25 protein-coding genes are annotated in these 22,812 nt (G+C 32.4%); 1 reads left to right on the top strand and 24 read right to left on the bottom strand.

The annotated features are described in order from the left end of the window. Nucleotides 1–22 precede the first annotated feature (22 nt). The 21 genes from atpA to fdaB form a co-directional block, all read right to left on the bottom strand. Complete coding sequence (gene atpA / locus HMPREF3046_RS01430; RefSeq protein ID WP_070715843.1) at nucleotides 23–1,531, bottom strand: F0F1 ATP synthase subunit alpha; 1,509 nt, start codon at nucleotides 1,529–1,531, stop codon at nucleotides 23–25. A gap of 18 nt (nucleotides 1,532–1,549) precedes the next feature. Further along, nucleotides 1,550–2,089 (bottom strand): F0F1 ATP synthase subunit delta, encoded by a 540-nt coding sequence (locus HMPREF3046_RS01425; RefSeq protein WP_070715840.1) that lies wholly within the window; start codon nucleotides 2,087–2,089, stop codon nucleotides 1,550–1,552. Next, complete coding sequence (locus tag HMPREF3046_RS01420; protein WP_070715839.1) at nucleotides 2,089–2,619, bottom strand: F0F1 ATP synthase subunit B; 531 nt, start codon at nucleotides 2,617–2,619, stop codon at nucleotides 2,089–2,091. The genes HMPREF3046_RS01425 and HMPREF3046_RS01420 overlap by 1 nt, the downstream gene beginning before the upstream one ends. A gap of 86 nt (nucleotides 2,620–2,705) precedes the next feature. Further along, on the bottom strand, nucleotides 2,706–2,918 hold the full coding sequence (atpE, locus tag HMPREF3046_RS01415; protein WP_002448651.1) for a F0F1 ATP synthase subunit C: 213 nt from the start codon (nucleotides 2,916–2,918) through the stop codon (nucleotides 2,706–2,708). A gap of 32 nt (nucleotides 2,919–2,950) precedes the next feature. Then, a complete protein-coding gene (atpB, locus tag HMPREF3046_RS01410) occupies nucleotides 2,951–3,676 on the bottom strand; it encodes a F0F1 ATP synthase subunit A (RefSeq protein ID WP_002448665.1) in 726 nt (241 codons plus the stop codon). Between the two features lie 28 nt (nucleotides 3,677–3,704). Then, nucleotides 3,705–4,052 (bottom strand): ATP synthase subunit I, encoded by a 348-nt coding sequence (locus HMPREF3046_RS01405; RefSeq protein WP_049335534.1) that lies wholly within the window; start codon nucleotides 4,050–4,052, stop codon nucleotides 3,705–3,707. Between the two features lie 147 nt (nucleotides 4,053–4,199). Beyond that, nucleotides 4,200–5,345, bottom strand: coding sequence for a non-hydrolyzing UDP-N-acetylglucosamine 2-epimerase (gene wecB, locus HMPREF3046_RS01400; protein ID WP_070715838.1), 1,146 nt, complete (start codon nucleotides 5,343–5,345; stop codon nucleotides 4,200–4,202). A gap of 19 nt (nucleotides 5,346–5,364) precedes the next feature. After that, the gene (gene upp, locus HMPREF3046_RS01395; protein WP_054105567.1) at nucleotides 5,365–5,994 is read right to left on the bottom strand and encodes a uracil phosphoribosyltransferase; all 630 of its coding nucleotides are present in this window, start codon (nucleotides 5,992–5,994) and stop codon (nucleotides 5,365–5,367) included. A 24-nt stretch (nucleotides 5,995–6,018) separates the two neighbouring features. Next, on the bottom strand, nucleotides 6,019–7,257 hold the full coding sequence (gene glyA / locus HMPREF3046_RS01390) for a serine hydroxymethyltransferase (RefSeq protein WP_070715836.1): 1,239 nt from the start codon (nucleotides 7,255–7,257) through the stop codon (nucleotides 6,019–6,021). Between the two features lie 24 nt (nucleotides 7,258–7,281). Continuing rightward, entirely contained in the window at nucleotides 7,282–7,806 is a 525-nt protein-coding gene (locus HMPREF3046_RS01385; RefSeq protein ID WP_070715834.1) for a TIGR01440 family protein, read from the bottom strand. A gap of 109 nt (nucleotides 7,807–7,915) precedes the next feature. Continuing rightward, nucleotides 7,916–8,332, bottom strand: a complete 417-nt coding sequence (locus HMPREF3046_RS01380; protein WP_070715832.1) for a low molecular weight protein arginine phosphatase — start codon at nucleotides 8,330–8,332, stop codon at nucleotides 7,916–7,918. Continuing rightward, a complete protein-coding gene (locus tag HMPREF3046_RS01375; protein ID WP_070715829.1) occupies nucleotides 8,329–9,369 on the bottom strand; it encodes an L-threonylcarbamoyladenylate synthase in 1,041 nt (346 codons plus the stop codon). The genes HMPREF3046_RS01380 and HMPREF3046_RS01375 overlap by 4 nt, the downstream gene beginning before the upstream one ends. Nucleotides 9,370–9,453: 84 nt before the next feature. Next, nucleotides 9,454–10,290 carry a peptide chain release factor N(5)-glutamine methyltransferase gene (prmC, locus tag HMPREF3046_RS01370; RefSeq protein ID WP_070715828.1) on the bottom strand — a complete coding sequence of 279 codons (837 nt, stop codon included), beginning with the start codon at nucleotides 10,288–10,290 and terminating at the stop codon, nucleotides 9,454–9,456. Continuing rightward, complete coding sequence (gene prfA / locus HMPREF3046_RS01365) at nucleotides 10,277–11,353, bottom strand: peptide chain release factor 1 (RefSeq protein ID WP_070715826.1); 1,077 nt, start codon at nucleotides 11,351–11,353, stop codon at nucleotides 10,277–10,279. Before prfA ends, prmC begins: the two co-directional genes overlap by 14 nt. After that, a complete protein-coding gene (locus HMPREF3046_RS01360; protein ID WP_070715825.1) occupies nucleotides 11,353–11,952 on the bottom strand; it encodes a thymidine kinase in 600 nt (199 codons plus the stop codon). Before HMPREF3046_RS01360 ends, prfA begins: the two co-directional genes overlap by 1 nt. A gap of 174 nt (nucleotides 11,953–12,126) precedes the next feature. After that, entirely contained in the window at nucleotides 12,127–12,384 is a 258-nt protein-coding gene (locus HMPREF3046_RS01355) for a type B 50S ribosomal protein L31 (protein ID WP_002448672.1), read from the bottom strand. 115 nt (nucleotides 12,385–12,499) lie between these two features. After that, nucleotides 12,500–13,816, bottom strand: a complete 1,317-nt coding sequence (gene rho, locus HMPREF3046_RS01350; protein ID WP_070715823.1) for a transcription termination factor Rho — start codon at nucleotides 13,814–13,816, stop codon at nucleotides 12,500–12,502. 239 nt (nucleotides 13,817–14,055) lie between these two features. Further along, nucleotides 14,056–15,483: an aldehyde dehydrogenase family protein gene (locus HMPREF3046_RS01345; protein ID WP_070715821.1), complete on the bottom strand. Its 1,428-nt coding sequence runs from the start codon at nucleotides 15,481–15,483 to the stop codon at nucleotides 14,056–14,058. Between the two features lie 109 nt (nucleotides 15,484–15,592). Beyond that, nucleotides 15,593–15,928 (bottom strand): winged helix-turn-helix transcriptional regulator, encoded by a 336-nt coding sequence (locus HMPREF3046_RS01340; protein WP_070715820.1) that lies wholly within the window; start codon nucleotides 15,926–15,928, stop codon nucleotides 15,593–15,595. A gap of 87 nt (nucleotides 15,929–16,015) precedes the next feature. Then, complete coding sequence (locus tag HMPREF3046_RS01335) at nucleotides 16,016–17,287, bottom strand: UDP-N-acetylglucosamine 1-carboxyvinyltransferase (RefSeq protein ID WP_070715818.1); 1,272 nt, start codon at nucleotides 17,285–17,287, stop codon at nucleotides 16,016–16,018. A gap of 418 nt (nucleotides 17,288–17,705) precedes the next feature. Further along, nucleotides 17,706–18,563 carry a class IIb fructose-bisphosphate aldolase FdaB gene (fdaB, locus tag HMPREF3046_RS01330; protein WP_070715816.1) on the bottom strand — a complete coding sequence of 286 codons (858 nt, stop codon included), beginning with the start codon at nucleotides 18,561–18,563 and terminating at the stop codon, nucleotides 17,706–17,708. 161 nt (nucleotides 18,564–18,724) lie between these two features. Between fdaB and HMPREF3046_RS01325 the strand changes: the two genes are divergently transcribed. Next, nucleotides 18,725–19,246 carry a DUF2529 domain-containing protein gene (locus HMPREF3046_RS01325; protein ID WP_070715814.1) on the top strand — a complete coding sequence of 174 codons (522 nt, stop codon included), beginning with the start codon at nucleotides 18,725–18,727 and terminating at the stop codon, nucleotides 19,244–19,246. Between the two features lie 117 nt (nucleotides 19,247–19,363). Here the strand turns inward: HMPREF3046_RS01325 and HMPREF3046_RS01320 are convergent, their stop codons facing one another. The 3 genes from HMPREF3046_RS01320 to HMPREF3046_RS01310 form a co-directional block, all read right to left on the bottom strand. Next, nucleotides 19,364–20,971 carry a CTP synthase gene (locus HMPREF3046_RS01320; protein WP_070715812.1) on the bottom strand — a complete coding sequence of 536 codons (1,608 nt, stop codon included), beginning with the start codon at nucleotides 20,969–20,971 and terminating at the stop codon, nucleotides 19,364–19,366. A gap of 197 nt (nucleotides 20,972–21,168) precedes the next feature. After that, nucleotides 21,169–21,699 carry a DNA-directed RNA polymerase subunit delta gene (gene rpoE, locus HMPREF3046_RS01315; protein WP_070715810.1) on the bottom strand — a complete coding sequence of 177 codons (531 nt, stop codon included), beginning with the start codon at nucleotides 21,697–21,699 and terminating at the stop codon, nucleotides 21,169–21,171. 109 nt (nucleotides 21,700–21,808) lie between these two features. Further along, entirely contained in the window at nucleotides 21,809–22,669 is an 861-nt protein-coding gene (locus tag HMPREF3046_RS01310; protein WP_070715807.1) for a GNAT family N-acetyltransferase, read from the bottom strand. Nucleotides 22,670–22,812 lie beyond the last annotated feature (143 nt).

Genomic DNA, 22,812 nt, shown 5'->3' with positions numbered 1-22,812 from the left:
ACCTTTTTGATTTAAAGTTTAGTTATTCAGATTTGCTAAAACTTTTCTTAAATTCATTAATAGCTGATTCAAATTTAGCATCATCTGGAAGGTTACCAGTTTCTCTGATTTCTCCTAATAATTCTGAAGCATTTGATTTAGACCAACTATTTAATTCATCTTCAAAACGTGTAATGTCTTCTACCGGAATATCATCTAAATAACCTTTTGTTAAGGCATAAATAATTAACACTTGATTTTCAACAGGAAGTGGCTTGTTTTGATCTTGTTTTAAAACTTCAACTGTACGTTTACCACGTTCTAATTTTCTAGCAGTATATTCGTCTAAATCAGAACCAAATTGTGCAAATGATTCTAACTCACGATAAGATGCTAAATCTAAACGTAATGTACCAGCAACTTTTTTCATTGCTTTAATTTGTGCTGAACCACCAACACGTGATACAGACTGACCAGCATTAATCGCAGGTCGTACACCTGAGAAGAATAAATCAGATTGTAAGAAAATTTGTCCGTCAGTAATTGAAATCACGTTAGTTGGAACATATGCAGAGATATCCCCAGCTTGTGTTTCAATGATAGGTAAAGCTGTAATTGAACCGCCACCTAGTGCATCGCTTAATTTAGCTGCTCTTTCTAATAATCTACTGTGTAAGTAGAAGACGTCACCTGGATACGCTTCACGGCCTGGAGGTCTACGTAATAATAATGATAATTCACGATAAGCAGCTGCTTGTTTAGTTAAATCATCATATACAACAAGTACATTTTTTCCATTAAACATGAACTCTTCACCCATTGTCACTCCTGAATAAGGGGCGATGTATAATAATGGTGCTGGTTCCGCTGCTGATGCAGATACAACAATTGTGTAGTCTAAAGCACCAGCTTGACGTAATTTTTCAACGTTTGCACGTACTGTTGAATCTTTTTGACCAATAGCTACATAAATACAAATTGTATCTAAACCTTTTTGGTTTAAAATTGTATCAATACCAATCGTTGTTTTACCTGTTTGTCTATCACCAATGATTAACTCACGTTGTCCACGACCAATTGGTACTAATGCGTCAATCGCTTTAATACCAGTTTGTAATGGTTCATCAACTGATTTACGATCCATAACACCTGTTGCTTTTTGCTCAACAGGGCGTGTCTTAGTTGAATTGATAGGACCTTGTCCATCAATTGGTTGACCAAGTGGGTTTACAACACGTCCGATAAGTTCATCACCTACTGGCACTTCCATGATACGGCCAGTACGTTTAACTTCGTCGCCTTCTCTAATTTCACTATAAGGTCCTAAGATTACGACACCCACATTTGATTCCTCAAGGTTTTGTGCTAAACCAAGCACACCATTTGAAAACTCTACAAGCTCACCAGCCATACAATCATTTAATCCGTGGATTAATGCAATACCATCACCAATTTGAAGGACGGTACCTACATCATCAACAGACATTTCTGACTCATAGTTTTCAATTTGTGAGCGAAGTAATGCACTGATTTCTTCAGCTTTGATGGCCATCTATGTCACTCCTCTTTTTTAATTAACTCTTTTAAATTTACGCTCTATTTGTTCTAAATCATTTTTTATACTGCCATCTAATACAGTAGTCCCAACTTTTGCTCTAAAACCGCCAATTAAGTTAGGATTTATTTTAGTTGTAATATGTACTTTAGACAATTTAGTTTTATTAAGAATTACTCTTTCAATACGAGATAATTCTTCTTCATTCAATTGATATACAGATTCAACCAAAGCATTACCTTGATTATAATGATGGTCATACAGATGTTTAAATTCTTTAAAGATAGAATGTATAAGCGCTAAATGACGATTATTTGCTAAAATCATTAGCATATTTTTTAAGTAATAGTTCGCATCCCCAAATACAATACCTGCAAATTTACGTCGTTCAGAAGCAGGTTGGTTAGGATTTGAATCAATTGCTTTTAAATCATCAATGTAATTTAAAGTTGCATTACTAACTTCTTGTAATTCTTCATACATTAAATCTAATCGATCTTTATCTATAGAGACATCAAATAAAGCTTTAGCATATTTTTTTGCTACATCTGCCATTATTTATCGCCTGCCTCTTTAAGATACTTATCAACGAGATCTTTTTGATCTTGTTCTGAAATCTCTTTTTGTAAAACTTTAGAAGCAATTAAAACAGATAACTCAGAAACTTGATTATTAATATCTGCAAGAGCGCGTTCTTTTTCACTTTTGATTTCACTTTGTGCTGTTTCAAGCATACCGTTTGCACGTTCATGTGCATCTTTAATAATGTCTTCATGTTGTTTACGTGCTTGAATTCTTGCATCTTCAAGAATATGATGAACTTCATCTTGTGTTTCTTTAAGTGTCTTTTTATTTTCTTCTTCAAGTTTTTGTGCATTCAATTTTGCTTCTTCAGCTTCGTCAATATCTTTATTAATATCGCGTTCACGTTTATCCATTACTTCTTTTAATGGACCCCAAGCAAATTTTTTCAATAACGCCAATAGGATAATAAATGTAATAATTGTAACAATTGTTGTTCCCCATTCAACGCCACCTACAGTTGCACCTAAAACAAATGAATTGGTTAATGCATTCACTGGCATTTGACACTCCTTTCATTATTAATCATCACTTTGCCACTAAATAAAACGAATGGCGAAGATCAAAGAGACTTCGCCTCGAACATTTCTTATCTGAATAATGTCATGAATGAGATAACAACGCCGATGATTGGTAATGCTTCAACTAAACCAATACCAATGAACATAATACTCATTAATTGACCACGTGCTTCTGGTTGACGTGCTACACCTTCAACTGTTCTTGAAACAATAAGACCGTTACCGATACCAGCACCTAATGCTGATAAACCGATTGCAATTGCTGCTGCGATTAAACCCATATTAATAATTCCTCCTAAAATGTTTGTTTATGTTAATGTGCGTCCGCAACTTTATGGGACATGTAAACCATAGATAGCATAATAAAGATATATGCTTGGATTGTACCGACAAAGATTGAGAATCCTTGCCATATAATTAAGCCAGGAATACTAATTATCCAGCCCCAGCCGTTTTGGAAAAACAGGCCAGCTAATAGTGATAATAGTAACTCACCAGCAAAAATATTACCGTAAAGACGTAAACCTAGTGTTAATGTTGAAGAGAATTCTTCAAAGACATTAATAATTGCTAATGGCCAGAAAGGTTTAAAGTAATTACCAACATATGCTTTTGTTCCACGCATTTTAACACCATAATAATGTGTTAATAAAATCATCATCGTAGATAACGTCAACGTTACAGTCGCGTCAGCAGTTGGAGATTTCCACCATAAATAATGATCATGTGTAACAATTGCAAATGGTAAACCTAGCATATTGGCAACAAAAATAAATAAAATTAATGTTACCGCCAAGAAGTGAAATTGACCACCTTTTTTCCAAGCCATGTTACTCTCAATAATGCCTCTTACAAAATCGAAAATCCATTCGATAAAGTTTTGTTTGCCACTAGGTCTTTTCTTGAGATTACGCGTACAAACAATAGCTATTATAAAAACAATAATAGCAGTAATAATAAGCATCATAATACTTGCTAAGTTGAAAACAATATCAAATCCAAACACATTCCAACTTACGAGTGGGGATTTGTGATCCATGTACTCACCTCTTTCTGTATATAGTTTACTATTTTAGCAAGAGAGGGCGTAAAATGATTAATACATAAGAAATCATAAGGCCTATCATTATACCAATGATATTTACATTCTCTTTAAAGACAACCCATACTATACATGCAATAATTGCGACTAAGTACCTCCATACATTGCCTGTAGAAATATGTATATTATCTGGTTGTTTTGCCCTAGAAAGATATATCTCAAAAATGTATGTGTTGATTAGAGACCCAAGTGTCCCAATTATTAAGCCTAATAAAAAAGAATTAGATTTAATAAAATACAAAATACTTAACATTATTAAAAAATAAATGTAATATTGAATGAATTGTCTAAATATGATGCTGAACCGTTTCATTCTTTGTGCCTCCAAAACTTATGACAATCATGGAAACCGTTCCACTCATACAATTTTAATAATAATATAGGGTAATTTATGTGTCAATTCTATTCAAATTGTTGTTTAATTTAACAACAATATTGTCACAAAATGTTCACAAACAAATCAACAATTTTTTAACTTTTCAAATTCTTTAGGTATTTCTTCGGTTAATCCTAAATAGTATTTAATACTTTCACATATACGTTCAGATGCCTTTCCATCTCCATAAGGATTTTGAGCATATGCCATATTATTATAAACTTGTTTGTTCATTAATAATTTTCTTATTTCTTGATACACATGTCTATACTCAGTTCCAATTACTTTTAATGTTCCAGCTTCTACACCTTCAGGTCTTTCAGTTACATCTCTAAGAACTAAAACTGGTTTATTTAATGATGGTGCTTCTTCTTGAATGCCTCCAGAATCAGTCAAAATTAAATAAGCATGATTAGCAAAATTATGAAAATCGACAACATCTAATGGTTCAATAAGCTCTATCATTGGATGATTTTCTAAATAAGTGTATGACAGTTTTCTAACTTCGGGATTCATATGTAAAGGAAAAACTACTACCACGTCTTCAACATATTCAACAATATCTCTAACTGCTTTGAAAATATGTTCCATAGGTTTTCCAATGTTCTCTCTACGATGAACGGTCAACAATACAATTTTTTTATTTTTGTGCTTTTCTATCAACTCAGAGGTATAATTTTTATTAATTGTAAAATTTAATGTGTCAATGGCAGTATTACCAGTAATCACTATAGATGTCTTATCTTTATTTTCTTGAATTAGATTGCGTTTTGCACCAATAGTAGGAGCAAAGTGTAAATCGGCAATGTTACTAACCATTTGCCGATTTATTTCTTCTGGAAAAGGCGCATATTTATTCCCACTTCTAAGACCAGCTTCTACGTGGCCTACAGATGTATGATTATAAAATGCTGCTAATGCGCCAGAAAAAGTAGTTGTTGTATCACCATGAACAAGTACCATATCTGGACATTCTTTTTTCATAATTTGCTCAAGTTGAATAATAGATTTAGCTGTTATTTCTGAAAGAGTTTGCCCTTTTTTCATAATATTCAAATCATAATGTGGTTTTATGTTGAATGTTTTTAAAACTGAATCAAGCATTTCTCTATGTTGAGCAGTTACAACAATAATTGGTTCTAGCATTGAATCTTTTTCAAGTGCTTTAACTAAAGGGGCCATTTTAATTGCTTCTGGTCTTGTACCAAAGACTGTCATAATCTTTCTCATAATATTTACTCCTATAGTACTATTTAGTACCAAATAATCTATCCCCAGCATCTCCTAAACCAGGTGTAATATATGCTTTTTCATTAAGTTTTTCATCTAAAGCTGCAATATAGATATCAACATCTTCATGCGCTTCTTGCATTTTTTCAACACCCTCAGGTGCGGCAATTAAACACATAAAACGAATATTCTTTGCACCTCGATTTTTCAGTGAATTGATTGCTTCGATGGCTGAAGCTCCTGTAGCTAACATTGGGTCAACTACTATAATTTCACGCTCATCGATATCTTGAGGTAATTTAGCAAAATATTCTACTGCTTTTAATGTTTTAGGATCACGATATAAACCAATATGTCCTACACGAGCAGCTGGAACTAAGTTTAATACACCATCTGTCATCCCTAAGCCTGCTCTTAAAATAGGTACAATTGCTAATTTTTTTCCAGCTAATCGTTTTGCTGTCATAGTTGTTACAGGGGTTTCAATTTCTACGTCTTGCAATTGTAAATCTCTTGTAACTTCATATGCCATTAACATACCTACTTCATCAACAAGCTCTCTAAATTCTTTTGTTCCGGTATTTTTATCACGAATGTAACTCAATTTATGTTGAATGAGTGGGTGATCAAATACATGTACTTTACTCATAATTCATTTCCTCCATTTATATTGTTATTCATATAGCGGATATTGCTGAGTTAATTGTTTCACTCTATCACTAGCTTCTTTCAATTTTGCTTGATCATTTGAATTTTTTAATGCTGTACTGATAATTAAAGCTACTTCTTTAAATGCTACTTCATCAAAACCACGCGTCGTTGCTGCAGGAGTGCCTAGTCTAATTCCACTTGTAACAAATGGCTTCTCCTGATCAAAAGGTATTGTATTTTTATTACATGTAATACCAATTGAATCTAATGTTTCTTCAGCCTGTTTACCCGTTAAATTAACTGATTGTTTCACATCTACTGAAACTAGATGATTATCTGTACCTCCTGAAACAATTCTAAATCCTTCATTTTGAAGTGTTTCAGCTAAAATTTTAGCATTTTTAATGACTTGTTCTTGATACACTTTGAAATCTGGTTCTAACGCTTCTCCAAAAGCAACAGCTTTTGCAGCGATCACATGTTCTAGTGGTCCACCTTGAATTCCAGGAAATATTGTCTTATCTATCTCTTTTTTATACTTTTCTTTGCAAAGAATCAGGCCTCCACGTGGACCTCTCAACGTTTTATGAGTTGTACTAGTAACAAAGTCAGCATATTCTACAGGATTTGGATGTAATCCAGTTGCTACTAAACCTGCAATGTGTGCCATATCAACCATTAATTTAGCACCGACTTCATCAGCAATTTCTTTAAATTTCTTAAAATCTAATTGTCTAGAATACGCTGACGTACCAGCTACAATTAATTTAGGCTTATGTTTCTGTGCTAATTCACGAATTTCATCATAATTAATTCTTTCAGTTTCTTTATCCACACCATAATCGATAAAGTTATAAAACTTACCACTAAAATTAACTGAAGCACCGTGAGTTAAATGACCACCATGACTTAAATTCATTCCAAGCACAGTATCTCCCATCTCTAAAGCAACTAAATACACAGCCATATTAGCTTGAGAACCTGAATGTGGTTGTACATTTGCATGTTCAGCTCCGAATAAAGCTTTGATGCGTTCAATAGCAATTCTTTCTGTAACATCAACATATTCACAACCACCATAGTAACGACGACCTGGATAGCCTTCTGCATATTTGTTTGTCATTACAGATCCTTGCGCTTCCATTACCGCTTCTGAAACGAAATTCTCTGAAGCAATGAGTTCAATATTATTGTTTTGACGGTTATATTCATTTTGAATCGCTTCATAAATAATGTGATCTTGTTCTTTAATATAAGACATATATTCCCCTTCTTCCTTTAGAACTTATTCATATTTAGCTCTTTCTCCACCAATTTTTTTTGGTCTTGAAGTAGCAATTGTAACTATAGCTTCACCAACTTTTTTAACACTTGTTCTCAATGGAACACAAACATGATTAATGTGCATTCCAATAAGCGTCTGACCAATATCAATACCTTTAGGCACCTTTATATATTCAATGACTATTGGATCTTTCATATGTTGATAGGCATATGTAGCAAGACTTCCTCCTGCATGAACATCTGGTACAACAGTTACTTCTTCCATAGTAAATGGATTATAATCTTCACGCTCAATTGTAATCGCCCTATTGATATGTTCACAACCTTGAAACGCAAATGAAACGCCTGTTTCACGTTTTATACGTTCTAATTCATTAAAAATAGTTTCAGCGACTTCCATTGAACCAACTGACCCAATTTTTTCCCCAATTACTTCAGAAGTTGAACATCCTATCACACAAATCTCATCTTTTTTGAAAAAAGATTGGGTTTTCAATTCATCCAGTAAAGTTGTAAGTTCTTGCATATTATTTCACCTCACTTGCAAAGATAGAAAGAAGCATAGCTGACAAGCTATACTTCTTTATTATAACTTATTTATTACTCTACTTATACTATTAGCGTAATATTTCTCTTTATTCTTCGTGTTTCAATTTGCTAATAAGAGAGTATAATTGATTAAATGTGTGACGATAGGTATCTATGCTACCGCCAAATGGATCATCTATTTCACCTGTTTCTGATACATACTCACATAATGTATAGATAGGATATCCTGTTCCATATTGACTGATTAACTGTCTTTTATGATTATTAGTCATTGTTAAAATTAAATCACTTTTTAAGTCATCTTGACTGAATATTTGAGATACAGAGGGGTCTGGTAAATTATTTTCTAAAATAACTTCTAATGCTTCAGGAGTAATGGATTGTCCATTCATTGCAAATAACCCACGTGATTGGATAGAGTCATTAGGTAAAAGTGCTGTAGCTATACTTTCTGCAATTGGACTTCTACAAGTATTTCCAGTACATACAAATGTTATTTTCATAATTCTCTTCCTTTAACTATTTGATTTCCTGTTGCCTTTATCATTCGGTTCATTACTGCTTCAGAACCTTCGATGTTATCAAAAGCATATATGAATGCTTTTTTTATTCGTTCATCATCATCGATATCATGTAAAATTTTATATAAGTTATGATTTGCTCCCTTAATATCTCTTTGATTTTCACAAAGAGGAATAAATATGCAATTTTTAGGTACATACTCTTTCATACTAGAAGGTAAAACAAATGCTAAATCTGATTCATTTAACTGAGAAATAGGTTGCGTAAATTCAGTTAACATATATACAGGTGTGTTAGGTGCATAGTGTTTATATTTCATACCTGGTGCTATGGGATGTTCTAATTGATTATAATCATATTGAATGACGCTGTGAGGTACCACGTGATTAAGCATTGTTTGAGTAATTGATCCTGGTCTTGCTATTCTAAAAGGAAATTGCGTGCAATCTAAAACTGTACTCTCCAAGCCTTCTTCACTTTGATCGCCATTCACAATACCATCTATTTTTCCGTTTAAATCATTATAAACATGTTGAAATGTCGTTGGAGAAGGTCGTCCACTTATATTTGCACTAGGTGCTGCGATTGGCAAATCAACATATTCTAATATTGCTCTTCCAATTGGATGACTTGGCATTCTTACAGCAATAGAATTAAGACCACCTGTCACTTTTTCACATAAGTAACCTTTTTTTAAAGGAAGAATAAAAGAGATTGGGCCAGGCCAAAATGCATTCATTAATTTCTTGGCTTCCTTAGGGATAATTGATACAAATGCATCCATTTGTGATTGCTTATAAATATGAACAATAAGTGGATTATCAGACGGACGTCCTTTAGCTTTATAAATGTTTTCTACTGCCTGTTCATTTTTAGCATTTGCACCTAAACCGTATACTGTTTCAGTAGGCATCGCAATTAGACCTCCTTTCTCATAAATAGTTTTTATTTCTGCTAATTGAGAAAACGTTTGGAGATCTTGACTATAATCTTTCATATTCCATATTTTTGTTTTCACTTTTATCACACCTTTCACATATGTGGAGTTATTAAAGAAAAAGAAGTGGGTTAGAAAATAATACCTTTCTTTCCCACTCCACTATTACCACTTAAATGAAATCATTCTATTTAATCCGTTAATATCTTTCAAGAGATTTACATTAATATGCGGATATTTATTTATAATACGTGTTTTTAATATTTCTCCTTGATTATATCCAATTTCAAAAGTTACATAAGCCCCTTTATTAAGTACTTTTGGTAAATCATCTAGAATCATCTCATAAATCTCATATCCTTCGTCCTCAGCAAATAACGCGATATGAGGTTCATACTTTACTACTGTATCTTCCATATCTTTCATCTCAGTTTGATCAATATAAGGAGGATTTGATATTAAGCCATCTAATTTAATATTTTCTTTAATAAGTGGTTTAAGGGCGTTACCTTTTAGAAACTTGATATCCGCTTTTAATTGATGTGCATTATCAGATGCTACCTCTAGAGTATCTTTAATAAGATCTGTAGCTATTACATTTAAGGTTGGATTTAGTTTTTTAAGCACAATTGCAATCGCTCCACTGCCTGTTCCTATATCGGCAATTGTACTTCCATCTTTACAATGCTCTAAAAAATGAAGCATGACTTCTTCTGTTTCTGGACGTGGAATAAGACAATGAGAATTTACTTGTAATTGATATCCATAAAATGATTGAAAACCAACAATATATTGAATGGGCTCTCCTAATAACATACGGTCTAATGCAAGTGAAAATTTTGCTTCTTCAGCTTGAGACATCTCATCATACATATGTACTAAATAATCTGTTCTAGACCAATTAAATAAGTCTAACATAAGCCATTCCGCTCTAGATTGTTCAAATCCTTTTTCTTTTGTTAATTCAATCGCTTCTTGTAAGGTATCTTTAAAGCTCGCCATTATTTAATTCTTTCAGTTTCTCAGTTTGCTCAGAAAGTGTTAATGCATCAATAATTTCATCCAATTTACCTTCCATAATTTGGTCGAGCTTTTGTAAAGTTAAACCAATTCGATGATCTGTCACACGACTTTGAGGATAATTATAAGTTCGTACACGTTCAGAACGATCTCCTGTTCCTACAGCAGATTTACGTTGAGCTGCATACTTTTGTTGTTCTTCTTGTAATTTCATATCATATAAACGTGCTTTTAATACTTTTAATGCTTTTTCACGGTTTTGAATTTGTGATTTTTCTGAAGAAGTTGCAATAATACCGGTTGGAATATGCGTAATACGCACAGCAGAGTCTGTAGTATTAACGTGTTGACCACCAGCACCACTTGAACGATACGTATCAATTTTTAAATCTTCATTGCGTACTTCAATTTCTACATCTTCAACTTCAGGTAATACAGCTACAGTCGCTGTAGAAGTATGAATGCGTCCTCCAGATTCCGTTTCAGGTACACGTTGTACACGATGGGCACCATTTTCAAATTTCAACTTACTATAGGCACCATTACCTGAAACTGAAAAACTGATTTCTTTATATCCACCATGATCACTTTCTGCTGCTTCAACAATTTCAGTTTTAAAATTTTGAGATTCCGCATATTTTGTATACATTCTTAATAAATCGCCTGCGAAAATAGCTGCTTCATCCCCACCAGCTGCTGCTCTAATTTCAACAATAACATCTTTTTCATCGTTTGGATCTTTAGGAATTAACAAGAATTTAAGTTGTTCTTCTAATTCTGGAAGTTCACTTTTTAATCCTGATGCTTCTTCTTTTAACATTTCAATTTCTTCTTTATCATCTGTTTCAGTTAGCATTTCATCTATTTCTGCTACTTCTTCTTTTTTATTTTTGTAATCTCTATAAACATCTACTGTTTTCTGTAAATCAGCTTGCTCTTTAGAATATTTTCGCAATTTATCTGGATCGTTAACAATTTCTGGATCACTTAACATTTCATTTAACTGTTCATATCTTTCTTCAACAATATCTAATTGATCAAACACTATATTTCCTCCTTGTCATTGATGCTAGGTGCTACAATATGATGTGCTCTGCATCTTGGCTCATAACTTTCATTTGCTCCTACTAATATAATTGGATCATCAATTCTTGCTGGTTGTCCATTGATTAAACGTTGCGTCCGACTTGATGACGAACTACATATTGCACAAACGGCTTGTAATTTGGTCACTTGTTCACTTACAGCCATAATCTGAGGCATGGGATCAAAAGGTTCACCTCTAAAGTCCATGTCTAGTCCTGCTACTACAACTCTATGACCATCTTCAGCTAGCTTTTCTACTATATGTACAATTTCATTATCAAAAAATTGAATTTCATCTATACCTATGACATCAAATTGAGATAAATTTTGTAATAGTATTTCTCTAGCTGTTGAAATATTAATAGCTTCTAGCTCATTACCATCATGTGATACAACTTTCTCTTTATGATACCGGTCATCAATAGCCGGTTTAAATACGATTACTTTTTGTTTAGCATAAATTCCTCTTCTTAATCGACGAATTAATTCTTCCGATTTACCACTAAACATACTTCCAGTAATGCATTCAATCCAACCAGAATGGTAAGTTTCATACATTATAAGTTCCACCTTTTTCAAAACATAATCGCTTAATTATATCATATTTTCGAATATTATAAATGAGTTTATTACTGGGTTATCATTGAAGAAATTAATAAAATAGCTTAGAAATAAAAAAATACCTGCTTAATTCTATACATAATAGATTAGGCAGGCATTTTAAGTTCAAAATTAATTGTTGTTTGATTTGAGACCAAACTTTTTGTTGAAACGTTCCACACGACCATCCGCAGCAGCGAATTTTTGACGTCCTGTGTAGAATGGATGTGAATCAGATGATACATCTAAGCGAATAACTGGGTATTCGTTACCATCTTCCCATTCCATTGTTTCTGAAGAAGTTTTAGTAGAACCACTTAAAAATTTAAAGTTAGTTGTTGTATCTAAAAAGATGACTTTGTGGTAATCAGGATGAATTCCTTGTTTCATTTTTTTCAGCTCCTTTGCCCTGAACCATCTGGAACAGAGTTATTTGTGAGTTTTTACCCAATACTGTGTAATTATAATAGTTATTGAAGGAAAACGCAACCCTCAATCATATATTTTAGATAATTGGTTTTCCTGTTTTTGTACTTTCAGCGGCTGCCTTTTGTAATTGTTCAAAAAATTCTTTGTTATTTTTTGAACGCTTTAATTTTCTTATAAAACGCTCTGTAAAATCGGTAGAATCAGTAAGAATATTTCTAAGTTGCCATAATGAGTCTAATTCAGACTTGCTAATCAATAATTCTTCTTTACGTGTAGAACTACGTCCAATATCAATAGCTGGGAATATTCGACGTTCGGATAATTTACGATCAAGATGAAGTTCCATATTACCTGTACCTTTGAACTCTTCATAAATCATATCATCCATACGTGAACCAGTATCTACTAGAGCTGTTGCTAAAATAGTTAGACTACCACCTGCTTCAATATTACGGGCAGCACCGAAAAATGCTTTAGGCTTATGTAAGGATGCTGGATCTAAACCACCCGACAATGTTCTACCACTAGGCGGGATAACAAGGTTATATGCTCTTGCTAAACGCGTAATAGAGTCCATCAAGATAATGACATCTTGTCCTATCTCTACAAGACGTTTTGCTCTTTCTAACAATAACTCTGCTACCTTAACATGGTGTTGAGGAGGTTCATCAAAAGTAGAATGTACTACTTCTGCGGACTCTACTGAACGTTCTATATCAGTTACCTCTTCAGGTCGTTCACCTACTAATAGTATAAATAATTTAGCGTCTGGTTTATTCGTACTAATTGCATTTGCAATTTCTTTAAGTAATGAAGTTTTACCAGCTTTAGGAGGAGCGACAATCAGACCACGTTGGCCTAAACCAATTGGAGTAACTAAATCCATAATTCGAGTAGAATAATTTTGAGGCTCCGTTTCAAGAATAATTCTTTCCTCTGGGTATAACGGAGTAAGCGCTTGGAAATGAGGACGTTTTTTTACAACTTCTGCATTTTCATCATTAACAAAGTCAACTTGTAGAAGTCCATAGTATTTTTCATTGTCTTTAGGCTTTCGTACTTTTCCAGTTACTTTATCGCCTCGCTTAATTTCAAAACGTCTAATTTGACTAGCTGATATATATATATCTTTTTCACCTTTAGAATAATTAACAGTTCTTAAGAAACCATATCCATCAGGTTGTATATCATCTAAAACCCCCTCCATATAGTAATTTCCATCTTTTTCCATTTGAGCTTCCATAATTGCCAAGACAAGCTCACTTTTATTCAATTTACTATAATTAGTTAGTTTTAATGATTTTGCTTTTTGCGTAAGTTCTTTTGTCGTATAATTTTTATACAATTCATGAAAAGATTCATATTGTGGTGATGTTCGTTCTCTCTCAGGCATAAATTGCACCCATTTCTTATATTTTTATAAAAATCATCTAGTTACTAGCATTGTCAAATCATCTAAATGATTATAACTTAAATGTTTTAAACGTTAGCATCTTAAATACTAGAATTAATATAGCAAATTTTTAATTTAATTACAAAATGATTTTATTAAATTTCAAAAAATAAAACAGTTCATGGAACTAAAACGATTCCATGAACTGTATTTATATTAAAATATTTCATTATACTTAATTATTTAAAATAACCAGCAATTGATTTTACTTCTAAGAACTCTTCAATTCCGTAGTCGCCCCATTCACGACCGATACCAGATTGTTTATAACCACCAAATGGTAAATAGGGTTCGTTTGGAGATTCATTAATTTGAATTCTACCTGCCTCAATTGAACGTGCTACTTTTTGAAGCGTTTCTTTATCTTTACCAATTACATATCCAGCTAAGCCATATTTAGTATCATTAGCAATTTCGATTGCTTCATCTAAATCATTATATGTGATTACTGAAACAACTGGACCAAAAATTTCTTCTTGTGCAATGGTCATATCATTTTTAACATTTATAAAAATAGTTGGTCTAGCAAAATAACCAGTATCTAATTCTTCTGGTTTACCTGGACCACCATATAATAATTCAGCGCCTTCTTCAATACCTTTATCAATATAAGACTGTACTGTGTCGAATTGTTTTTTACTAATGATTGGCCCTACTTGAGTATTTTTATCAAGTGGATCGCCAACTTTAACATTACTAAACTCTTCTTTTAAGGCAGTTAAGAATTCTTGTTTAATACTTTCTGGAACTAAGATTCTTGTTCCTGCAGTACATACTTGACCAGTATTATTAACAACCTTTCCAGTTGTAGCTTTTGCAGCTTCTTTAATATCTACATCGTCAAGTACGATATATGGTGATTTGCCACCTAATTCAAGAGATACTTTTTTGATATCTTTAGCTGCTTTTTCCATAATTTTAGAACCTGTAGCTCCAGAACCAGTGAATGACATCATTCTTACTTTAGGATGTTCGCTTAATGGATTACCTACACCTTCACCATCACCATTAACTAAGTTAAATACACCTTTAGGAACGCCTGCTTTTTCAAAGATTTCAGCTAAAATGATTGCAGCAAATGGTGTTTCTTCAGAAGGTTTTAACACAACTGGACTACCTGCAGCAAATGCTGCTGCTAATTTAAGAGACGTTTGATTAGTTGGGAAATTCCATGGTGTAACTAATCCAGAAACGCCAATCGCTTCTTTAGTTACCAAATCATCTCCACGACGTTCTTCAAATTCAAATGAATCTAAAGCTCTACGTGCTTCTGAAAAGTGTTGTAAACCCATTTGATAATGAACATTTTCTGAAACAGTTAGTGGAGCACCTAACTCTGCTGTAATTGTTTCAATAATATCTTGTTTTCTATTTTTATATTCTTCTACTATTCTATCTAGTAGTTGTTTTCTTTCCTCAACTGAACTATGGCGAAATTCTAAATATACGTCATGAGCAGCTTGAACCGCTTTTTCTACGTCTTTTTCATTACCTTTTGCAACTTTTCCAATAACTTCTTCTGTTGCTGGATTAATTACATCAATTGTTTCGTTACTTTCACTATCAATCCATTCACCATTAATATATTGTTGAGTATAATTTCTCATCAATGATTCACTCCTTAAGAATGTGTATGTCTAATATATATCCGATTTGATTTTATTTAAACATAATTAAAAGGTTAAAGTTTATATAAACTCTAACCTTTTAACTATACTATTTAACTGAATCGTTATGTTCTAATGTGACGTAATCTCTAGCCCATGCTTCAATTGGTCTTAAAGCCTCAGCAAGTGCTTTTCCTTTATCGGTTAACTCATAAACGATAGAAACAGGACGTGTAGAAATGACTTTTTTGTCTACTAATCCCCACTCACCTAATTCTGTAAGCTTAATACTTAATGCACGTGGAGTAATTTTTTTTAAATCCCTTTTCATATCCGAAAAGTGTGCAGTATAATCAGCGCATCGAGATAGGTAATTAATGATTAAACCGTTCCAACTTCTACCAACAATTTTAAAGGTTTCTTCGAGATATGGACAGATTTCCATTGTCTTCACCTCTATTCAAAACTTCTTAAACATTGCAGGTATTTAATATACTTCAGCAATTAATATATTTAAGTATATCAAAAATAATTAAACTTGTTCAGTCCAAATGTCCGCACCTAATTCTTTAAGATGTTTCACGATATCTGTATATCCTCTATAAATATGTTTAACATTATAAATGGTTGTAACACCTTCTGCTAGTAATCCAGCAATAATCAAGCAAGCTCCTGCACGTAGATCACTCGCATATACTTCGGCACCTTGAAGTTTAGAAGGTTTAATTGTTGCAGTACCAGTAGACGTATCTGCTTCAATACTAGCTCCCATTTTTTTGAGCTCTTCTACATGGCGGAAACGAGCTGGATATATCGTTTCTGTAACGAAAGAAGGACCATTTGTCATAAATAATAAAGGCGTAATAGGTTGTTGTAAGTCAGTAGCAAATCCAGGATATACTAATGTTTTGATATCTACATTTTTATATGATGATTTACCTTTAATTACTGTTTGTTCTTTATCATCATCAATATCAATATCAACGCCTAATTCATTTAGTTTAACTGTGAGAGCTTCTAAATGTTTAGGTACTATATTTTTAATTGTTACTTCCTCACCACAAGCAGCGGCAATACACATATACGTTCCCGCTTCAATTCTATCAGGAATCACTTGATATTCAGCTCCATGTAACTCTTCAACACCACTGATTTTTAGAGTACTAGTACCGGCACCTTTGATATTTGCGCCTAAGCTATTTAAAAAGTTTGCTACATCTACTACTTCTGGTTCTTTAGCAGCATTTTCAATCGTTGTTTGCCCTTTTGCATGAACAGCTGCAAGCATAATGTTAATGGTTGCACCAACACTTACCATATCTAAAAAGATGTTGGCTCCGTGCAATTCTTTTGCTTCTATTTTCATTGATGTATCACTTGATTCATCAATTTCAGCACCTAAAGCTTTAAATCCTTTAATGTGTTGATCAATTGGACGTGGGCCCAATGGACAACCACCTGGTAAACCAATAACACATTTTTTAAATCGACCTAACATGGCTCCCATCATATAATAAGAGGCACGTAAAGATTCAACCTTATTATTTGGCAACGGTGCATTTTTAATATCTGTTGTATCAACTTCTAATGTTTTACCATTAAGATTTGTTTTAATATTTAAATCTTCTAATAAACTCACAAGTGTTTCAACATCTGAAATTTGCGGTAAACCATCAATTTTCACTTGTCCTTGCGCTAATAAAGTAGCTGGAATAATAGCTACGGCACTATTTTTTGCACCACTAATTGTAACTTCACCCTTTAGTGATTGACCACCTCGGATTTTAATTACTTCTTGACTCATTTATTTTTTCTCCTTTATTCGCCTTTTGTAAAATTATACATAATTCGCATTATAAATTATATATTATTTATTTGTAAAACACTAACTTTAAAAAAACTTAGCAATTATAATATTAATATTAATATCTAAAAATCTAATAATTCATATAACGGATTGATAACACTATTATAAATCAAGTTATACAATTAATTAATTCTATTTTTTCATAAATTTTAAAAAAAAGATAATTTATTTTTTATAAACCGTGAGCCAGTAATTGATTAATACTCAGCATGACTAACTTTATATAGATGCTTTATTAAAGTTCTTCGAAGATGCTTTAATACTGTATCGTAAAAATTTTTGTATAAAATAAAAAAACTGTCAACAAAGCGAACACTTTGCTGACAGTTCAGGTTGCCTTAACCTTTAATAATATTTATTTAGCGCGATTAGACGTACCAAACTCTCTAATCTTGCATTTTACCGTTTCTTTAATAGCTTCACGTGCTGGACCTAAGTATTTGCGAGGATCGTAAACTTCTTTATCATTGTTCAATACATCTCTAACAGCTTTAGCTGAAGCAATTTGATTTTCAGTATTTACATTAATTTTTGCAGTACCATAAGGAATTGCTTTTTGAATATCTTTAGTTGGAATACCTGTACCACCATGTAAAACAAGTGGTAATCCAGTTGATGCACCAATTTCTTCCATTTCTTTGAAGCCTAATTTAGGTTCGCCTTTATAAGGACCATGTACTGAACCTAATGCTGGTGCTAAAGTATCAATACCAGTTCTTTCAACTAATTCTTGACATTCTTTAGGATCAGCATAGATGATACCGCCCACAACATCATCTTCTTGTCCACCCACTGTTCCTAATTCAGCTTCAACTGACACGCCATGTTGATGTGCATATTCTACTACTTTAGAAGTAATTTCAATATTTTCTTCAAATGGGCTATGTGAAGCATCAATCATTACTGAAGTAAATCCAGCATCAATAGCTTCTTTACATTTTTCAAAACTTGAACCATGATCTAGGTGAATAGCTACTGGTATAGTAATATTTAAATCATGCATTAAACCTTCTACCATTTTAACTACTGTATAAAAACCACTCATGTAACGTGCAGCACCTTCGGAAACACCTAAGATAACTGGCGCGTTCTCTTCTTGAGAAGCTTCTAAAATAGCTTGTGTAAATTCTAAGTTATTTAAGTTGTATTGACCAACCGCATAACCATTTTCTTTCGCATCGATTAACATTTCTTTCATTGAAACTAATGGCATGAAAGTTCCTCCTTGTATCCAATTACATAAATTTTCAAAAATTATTATAGCAGATAATATTTTTTATTGCATGCTTAACTTAAAAATAATTGATCACTTTTAAAGTTTCATTGCATAAAATATTATATTTCATTACAATACTAATGAAATGGAGGATAATCATGTCAAAGATACTACAAACACAATTAACAGGTATATTCAATCGTTTAGAAGACCAAGCGTTAGACATACAAATGGCTGCTCAATGTTTAATCCAAGCTATTGGTGGAGAAGGATATGTATATATTAATGGTTATGGAGATTTAAAATTTTTTGAAACCTTTATATTAGAAAGTGATGAAAAATTAAATTCTAGTAAAAAATTGAGTGAATTAAACAGTTTAAATGATTTAGACATCACTGATCGTGTATTTTTATTCTCTCCTTTTTACACCAAGGAGGTTGCTCAAGATGTTCAACAATTAATAGACAAAGATATTGATTTTGTATTAGTATGCAATCGTCCTAAACAAGTAGATTTCCCTGAACACCTGATGCATTTTGTAAACTTATCAACCCCGCGTCCGATCGTCTATACTGAAGATTATGATAAAATTGTACAACCTCATACAATGGCGTTTAATTACATTTATTATGATATATATACACAAATGATTGAAATGACTAGAGACTTGGAATTATAAAATAACTTTATAATCATTAATGACTAACATGTACAACCTTTAACTTCTATATAAATTGATATAAATGAAGCGGAATAGACTTTAAAAAGTAGTCTGTTCCGCTTCTATTTTGATTTTTTAATTTTGTTGGTATTTATAAGCAGCTTCCACAAAAGCTTTGAAAATTGGTTGTGGTCTATTAGGTCTAGATAAGAATTCCGGATGGAATTGACAAGCAATAAAGAAATCATTTTCTGGAATTTCTACCATTTCCACTAAACGACCATCTGGACTAGTACCAGAAAAAACCATCCCTTTATCTTCTAATTGTTCTCTATAATCATTATTAAATTCATAACGATGACGATGACGCTCTTCAATATTTGTTTCATTATAAATGTCATGAGCCAAAGTATGCTTTTTAATAGCACATGGATAAAGACCTAAACGTAATGTGCCACCTAATTCTTCGATATCTTTTTGTTCAGGTAACAAATCAATAATTGGATATGGTGTATTTGGATCAAGTTCTGCTGAATGGGCATCTTTAAGGCCTATAACATTTCTTGCAAATTCGACAGTTGCTAATTGCATTCCTAAGCAAATACCAAAATAAGGTATATTATTTTCTCTTGCATATTTGATAGCTGAAATTTTACCTTCACTTGCTCTAAAACCAAAGCCACCAGGAACTAAAATTCCATCAACTTCACTTAAGTAACTCTCTACATTTTCGTCTGTCACTTCACTTGAATCAATCCATTTTACTACAACATCTTTTTTCAATGGATAACCTGCATGTTTTAGTGATTCAACCACTGACAAGTATGCATCTTGTAAACTTACATATTTACCAACTAAGCCAATAGTAATTGTACCATCTAATGAATTAACGGTATCTAATAAATATTGCCATTCATCTAATTGTGTATCGTATTTAGCATCTAAATCTAATCGTTTAATTACAATATCGTCCATATTTTGAGCACTTAATTGTAATGGGATTTCATATAATGACGATGCATCTCTACATTCAATAACACTCTCTTTATCTATATCACAGAATAAAGCAATTTTATCTTTTAAATCTTGAGTCATTTCATATTCTGTTCGAACAACAATTAAGTCAGGTTGAATACCTAAACCACGTAATTCTTTTACACTATGTTGTGTTGGTTTAGTTTTCATTTCTCCAGCTGCTTTAATGTATGGAAGTAACGTACAATGAACATACATAACATTCTCGCGGCCAAGATCACTTCTAATTTGGCGAATAGCTTCAATAAATGGAAGAGATTCAATATCACCTGTTGTGCCGCCTATTTCGGTAATGACTACATCCGCATTTGTACTTTCTCCAGCTAATAATAGGCGTTCTTTAATTTCGTTTGTAATGTGTGGAATCACTTGAACTGTTCCACCTAAATAATCTCCACGACGTTCTTTTTTTAGTACGTGTGAATATACTTTTCCCGCAGTGACATTAGAATATTTATTTAAATTGATATCTATAAAACGTTCATAATGTCCTAAGTCCAAGTCAGTTTCAGCGCCATCATCTGTAACAAATACCTCTCCATGTTGATAAGGACTCATTGTACCAGGATCAACATTTAAATATGGATCAAATTTTTGAATCGTTACTTTAAGTCCTCTGTCTTTTAACAATCTCCCTAGAGAAGCGGCTGTGATACCTTTACCTAAAGATGAAACTACTCCACCGGTTACAAAGATAAATTTTGTCATTGTCTGACCTCCTAATTTATTAAGGGTTGCTTCCTTACTCTGTCTCTACAAAATTTAAACATTTCCTAAAAATAAAAAAATCGCTCCCTCTCACATATTTGTAAGGGGAGCGTATAATATTTATACACGTGTCCTAATTAAAGGAGCCCGAATAAAATTTTAACATTTTTCATTCAAAAGTCAATTAAAACTAATATTTAGTCATTAAAATCTTCTGCGTCTTCAAATGCTTCTTCTTCACCTTCGGCGATGTCGTCATCTTCATCTTCTTCAATAACGATATCTGAACCGTCAATATCTTCTTCATTATCATCAGAATCATCTAATGTTTCTTGGTCATCAGTTTGAGTTGGAATATCATCGTCATCATCCATTTCATCGTCGCCAAGTAACTTAAGATTTTCATCTTCTTCATCATCGTCATCAAGAATATCAAATTTTTGAATTGTTGGTGCAATTTTTTCTTCAATATCATCTACTGAATACCAATCACGTAATCCCCATTGATTTTCACCAACATTTAAAAAACGTCCATCTGTATTTAAATCAGTATAAAATTGTACAATACGATTTTCAATTTCATCATATTCATAATTACCGAGACTTTTAAATTCGTCAATAATATCATAGAGATTCATTGTTGTCCCTTTATCGTGTAATAAAGTATAAGCCATATCGATAAATGATTTTTCATCAACCATTTCTTTAGTATAATCTTGAATTTTCATTATAACTAAACTTCCTTTCAAAGGATTTTATTATCTTTACATTGCTTTTATTAATAGTAACAAAGATAAATTATAAATGACATTTTATGATTTCGCAATTGCTATTCAATTAGTAATTAATATATTTTTTGAAAATAACTAAGTCATCTGATTGATCTGTCTCAACAAAGCCGCTACTGATACATAATGGCTTAAGTTCATTATTTTCTCCAAATAAGGTAATTCCTATACTTCTTATTTCTTTAAAATGTTTACGTACATATGTAGGGAGTTGTCTTAAAGCACTCCCAGCAATCCCCTCTTTTCTTTGATCTTTATATACTTCTATTGCGGCGATGTTTAGATGAGTATCTAGATGTTCGAGTGCAATAAATCCAACTTTTTGCTCATCTTTTAATAAATCAATAATTTGATACATTGCAATATTTGAATCTTTATTCTCAACTAATTTCAATGACGATACATGTTTAGAATCCAAATCTAAATAGTATAAACGTTCTTTACCGATGGGTCCTTCTTCTTTAGTAGCTGTATGCATGAATCCAGCACGTTCATATACATTCCATGCCCCTTCATTTTCAGTGTCAACAACTAAATATAAATGATTGAAATCCGGAAATAATACTTGAACATATTGAGGTAAATACATCATCATAGTTGTACCATAACCTTGTCCTTGAAACTTTTCATTGATAGACAATGATCGAACATAAACGACATGCTCAGGTGTATCATATCCTTCATGTTGATAATATTGATGAAGTACGAAAAATCCTACTACATCTCCATTTTCATTAATGGCAATATTAGCTAATCGATTTTCATCATTTAAAGCATCTTCTAACACAGATTTAGGTAATGATGAATAAATTTGTTGTCGTTCGCTTAATTCAAAGTTTAGGACATCATCGCGATATTGTTCTTCAAATTCCTGAATTGTAATGTTTTCAAATTGCTTTACTATACTCATAAAATTAACCCCTGTATCTCAAAGTTGTTTTAATCATACCATATATAACCATTAAATCTTATAAAATGATCTATTTACTCTAATATTTACTATTTATTTTATAATATTGTAAAATAATTGCAATTCGTCAAAATTATTATAGT

The organism is Staphylococcus sp. HMSC070D05 (assembly GCF_001815595.1).
In the GTDB taxonomy this organism is placed as follows: domain Bacteria; phylum Bacillota; class Bacilli; order Staphylococcales; family Staphylococcaceae; genus Staphylococcus; species Staphylococcus hominis.
The sequence above is the reverse complement of the archived record's forward strand: the minus strand, read 5'-3'. Positions and strand labels throughout refer to the sequence as shown.

Coding starts and splice junctions, on each gene's coding strand:
- atpA (WP_070715843.1), bottom strand. CDS start 1,531: ATGGCCATCAAAGCTGAAGAAATCAGTGCATTACTTCGCTCACAAATT.
- HMPREF3046_RS01425 (WP_070715840.1), bottom strand. CDS start 2,089: ATGGCAGATGTAGCAAAAAAATATGCTAAAGCTTTATTTGATGTCTCT.
- HMPREF3046_RS01420 (WP_070715839.1), bottom strand. CDS start 2,619: ATGCCAGTGAATGCATTAACCAATTCATTTGTTTTAGGTGCAACTGTA.
- atpE (WP_002448651.1), bottom strand. CDS start 2,918: ATGGGTTTAATCGCAGCAGCAATTGCAATCGGTTTATCAGCATTAGGT.
- atpB (WP_002448665.1), bottom strand. CDS start 3,676: ATGGATCACAAATCCCCACTCGTAAGTTGGAATGTGTTTGGATTTGAT.
- HMPREF3046_RS01405 (WP_049335534.1), bottom strand. CDS start 4,052: ATGAAACGGTTCAGCATCATATTTAGACAATTCATTCAATATTACATT.
- wecB (WP_070715838.1), bottom strand. CDS start 5,345: ATGAGAAAGATTATGACAGTCTTTGGTACAAGACCAGAAGCAATTAAA.
- upp (WP_054105567.1), bottom strand. CDS start 5,994: ATGAGTAAAGTACATGTATTTGATCACCCACTCATTCAACATAAATTG.
- glyA (WP_070715836.1), bottom strand. CDS start 7,257: ATGTCTTATATTAAAGAACAAGATCACATTATTTATGAAGCGATTCAA.
- HMPREF3046_RS01385 (WP_070715834.1), bottom strand. CDS start 7,806: ATGCAAGAACTTACAACTTTACTGGATGAATTGAAAACCCAATCTTTT.
- HMPREF3046_RS01380 (WP_070715832.1), bottom strand. CDS start 8,332: ATGAAAATAACATTTGTATGTACTGGAAATACTTGTAGAAGTCCAATT.
- prmC (WP_070715828.1), bottom strand. CDS start 10,290: ATGGCGAGCTTTAAAGATACCTTACAAGAAGCGATTGAATTAACAAAA.
- HMPREF3046_RS01360 (WP_070715825.1), bottom strand. CDS start 11,952: ATGTATGAAACTTACCATTCTGGTTGGATTGAATGCATTACTGGAAGT.
- HMPREF3046_RS01355 (WP_002448672.1), bottom strand. CDS start 12,384: ATGAAACAAGGAATTCATCCTGATTACCACAAAGTCATCTTTTTAGAT.
- rho (WP_070715823.1), bottom strand. CDS start 13,816: ATGCCTGAGAGAGAACGAACATCACCACAATATGAATCTTTTCATGAA.
- HMPREF3046_RS01345 (WP_070715821.1), bottom strand. CDS start 15,483: ATGAGAAATTATACTCAACAATATATTAATGGTGAATGGATTGATAGT.
- HMPREF3046_RS01340 (WP_070715820.1), bottom strand. CDS start 15,928: ATGGAAATCTGTCCATATCTCGAAGAAACCTTTAAAATTGTTGGTAGA.
- HMPREF3046_RS01335 (WP_070715818.1), bottom strand. CDS start 17,287: ATGAGTCAAGAAGTAATTAAAATCCGAGGTGGTCAATCACTAAAGGGT.
- fdaB (WP_070715816.1), bottom strand. CDS start 18,563: ATGCCATTAGTTTCAATGAAAGAAATGTTAATCGATGCGAAAGAAAAT.
- HMPREF3046_RS01325 (WP_070715814.1), top strand. CDS start 18,725: ATGTCAAAGATACTACAAACACAATTAACAGGTATATTCAATCGTTTA.
- HMPREF3046_RS01320 (WP_070715812.1), bottom strand. CDS start 20,971: ATGACAAAATTTATCTTTGTAACCGGTGGAGTAGTTTCATCTTTAGGT.
- rpoE (WP_070715810.1), bottom strand. CDS start 21,699: ATGAAAATTCAAGATTATACTAAAGAAATGGTTGATGAAAAATCATTT.
- HMPREF3046_RS01310 (WP_070715807.1), bottom strand. CDS start 22,669: ATGAGTATAGTAAAGCAATTTGAAAACATTACAATTCAGGAATTTGAA.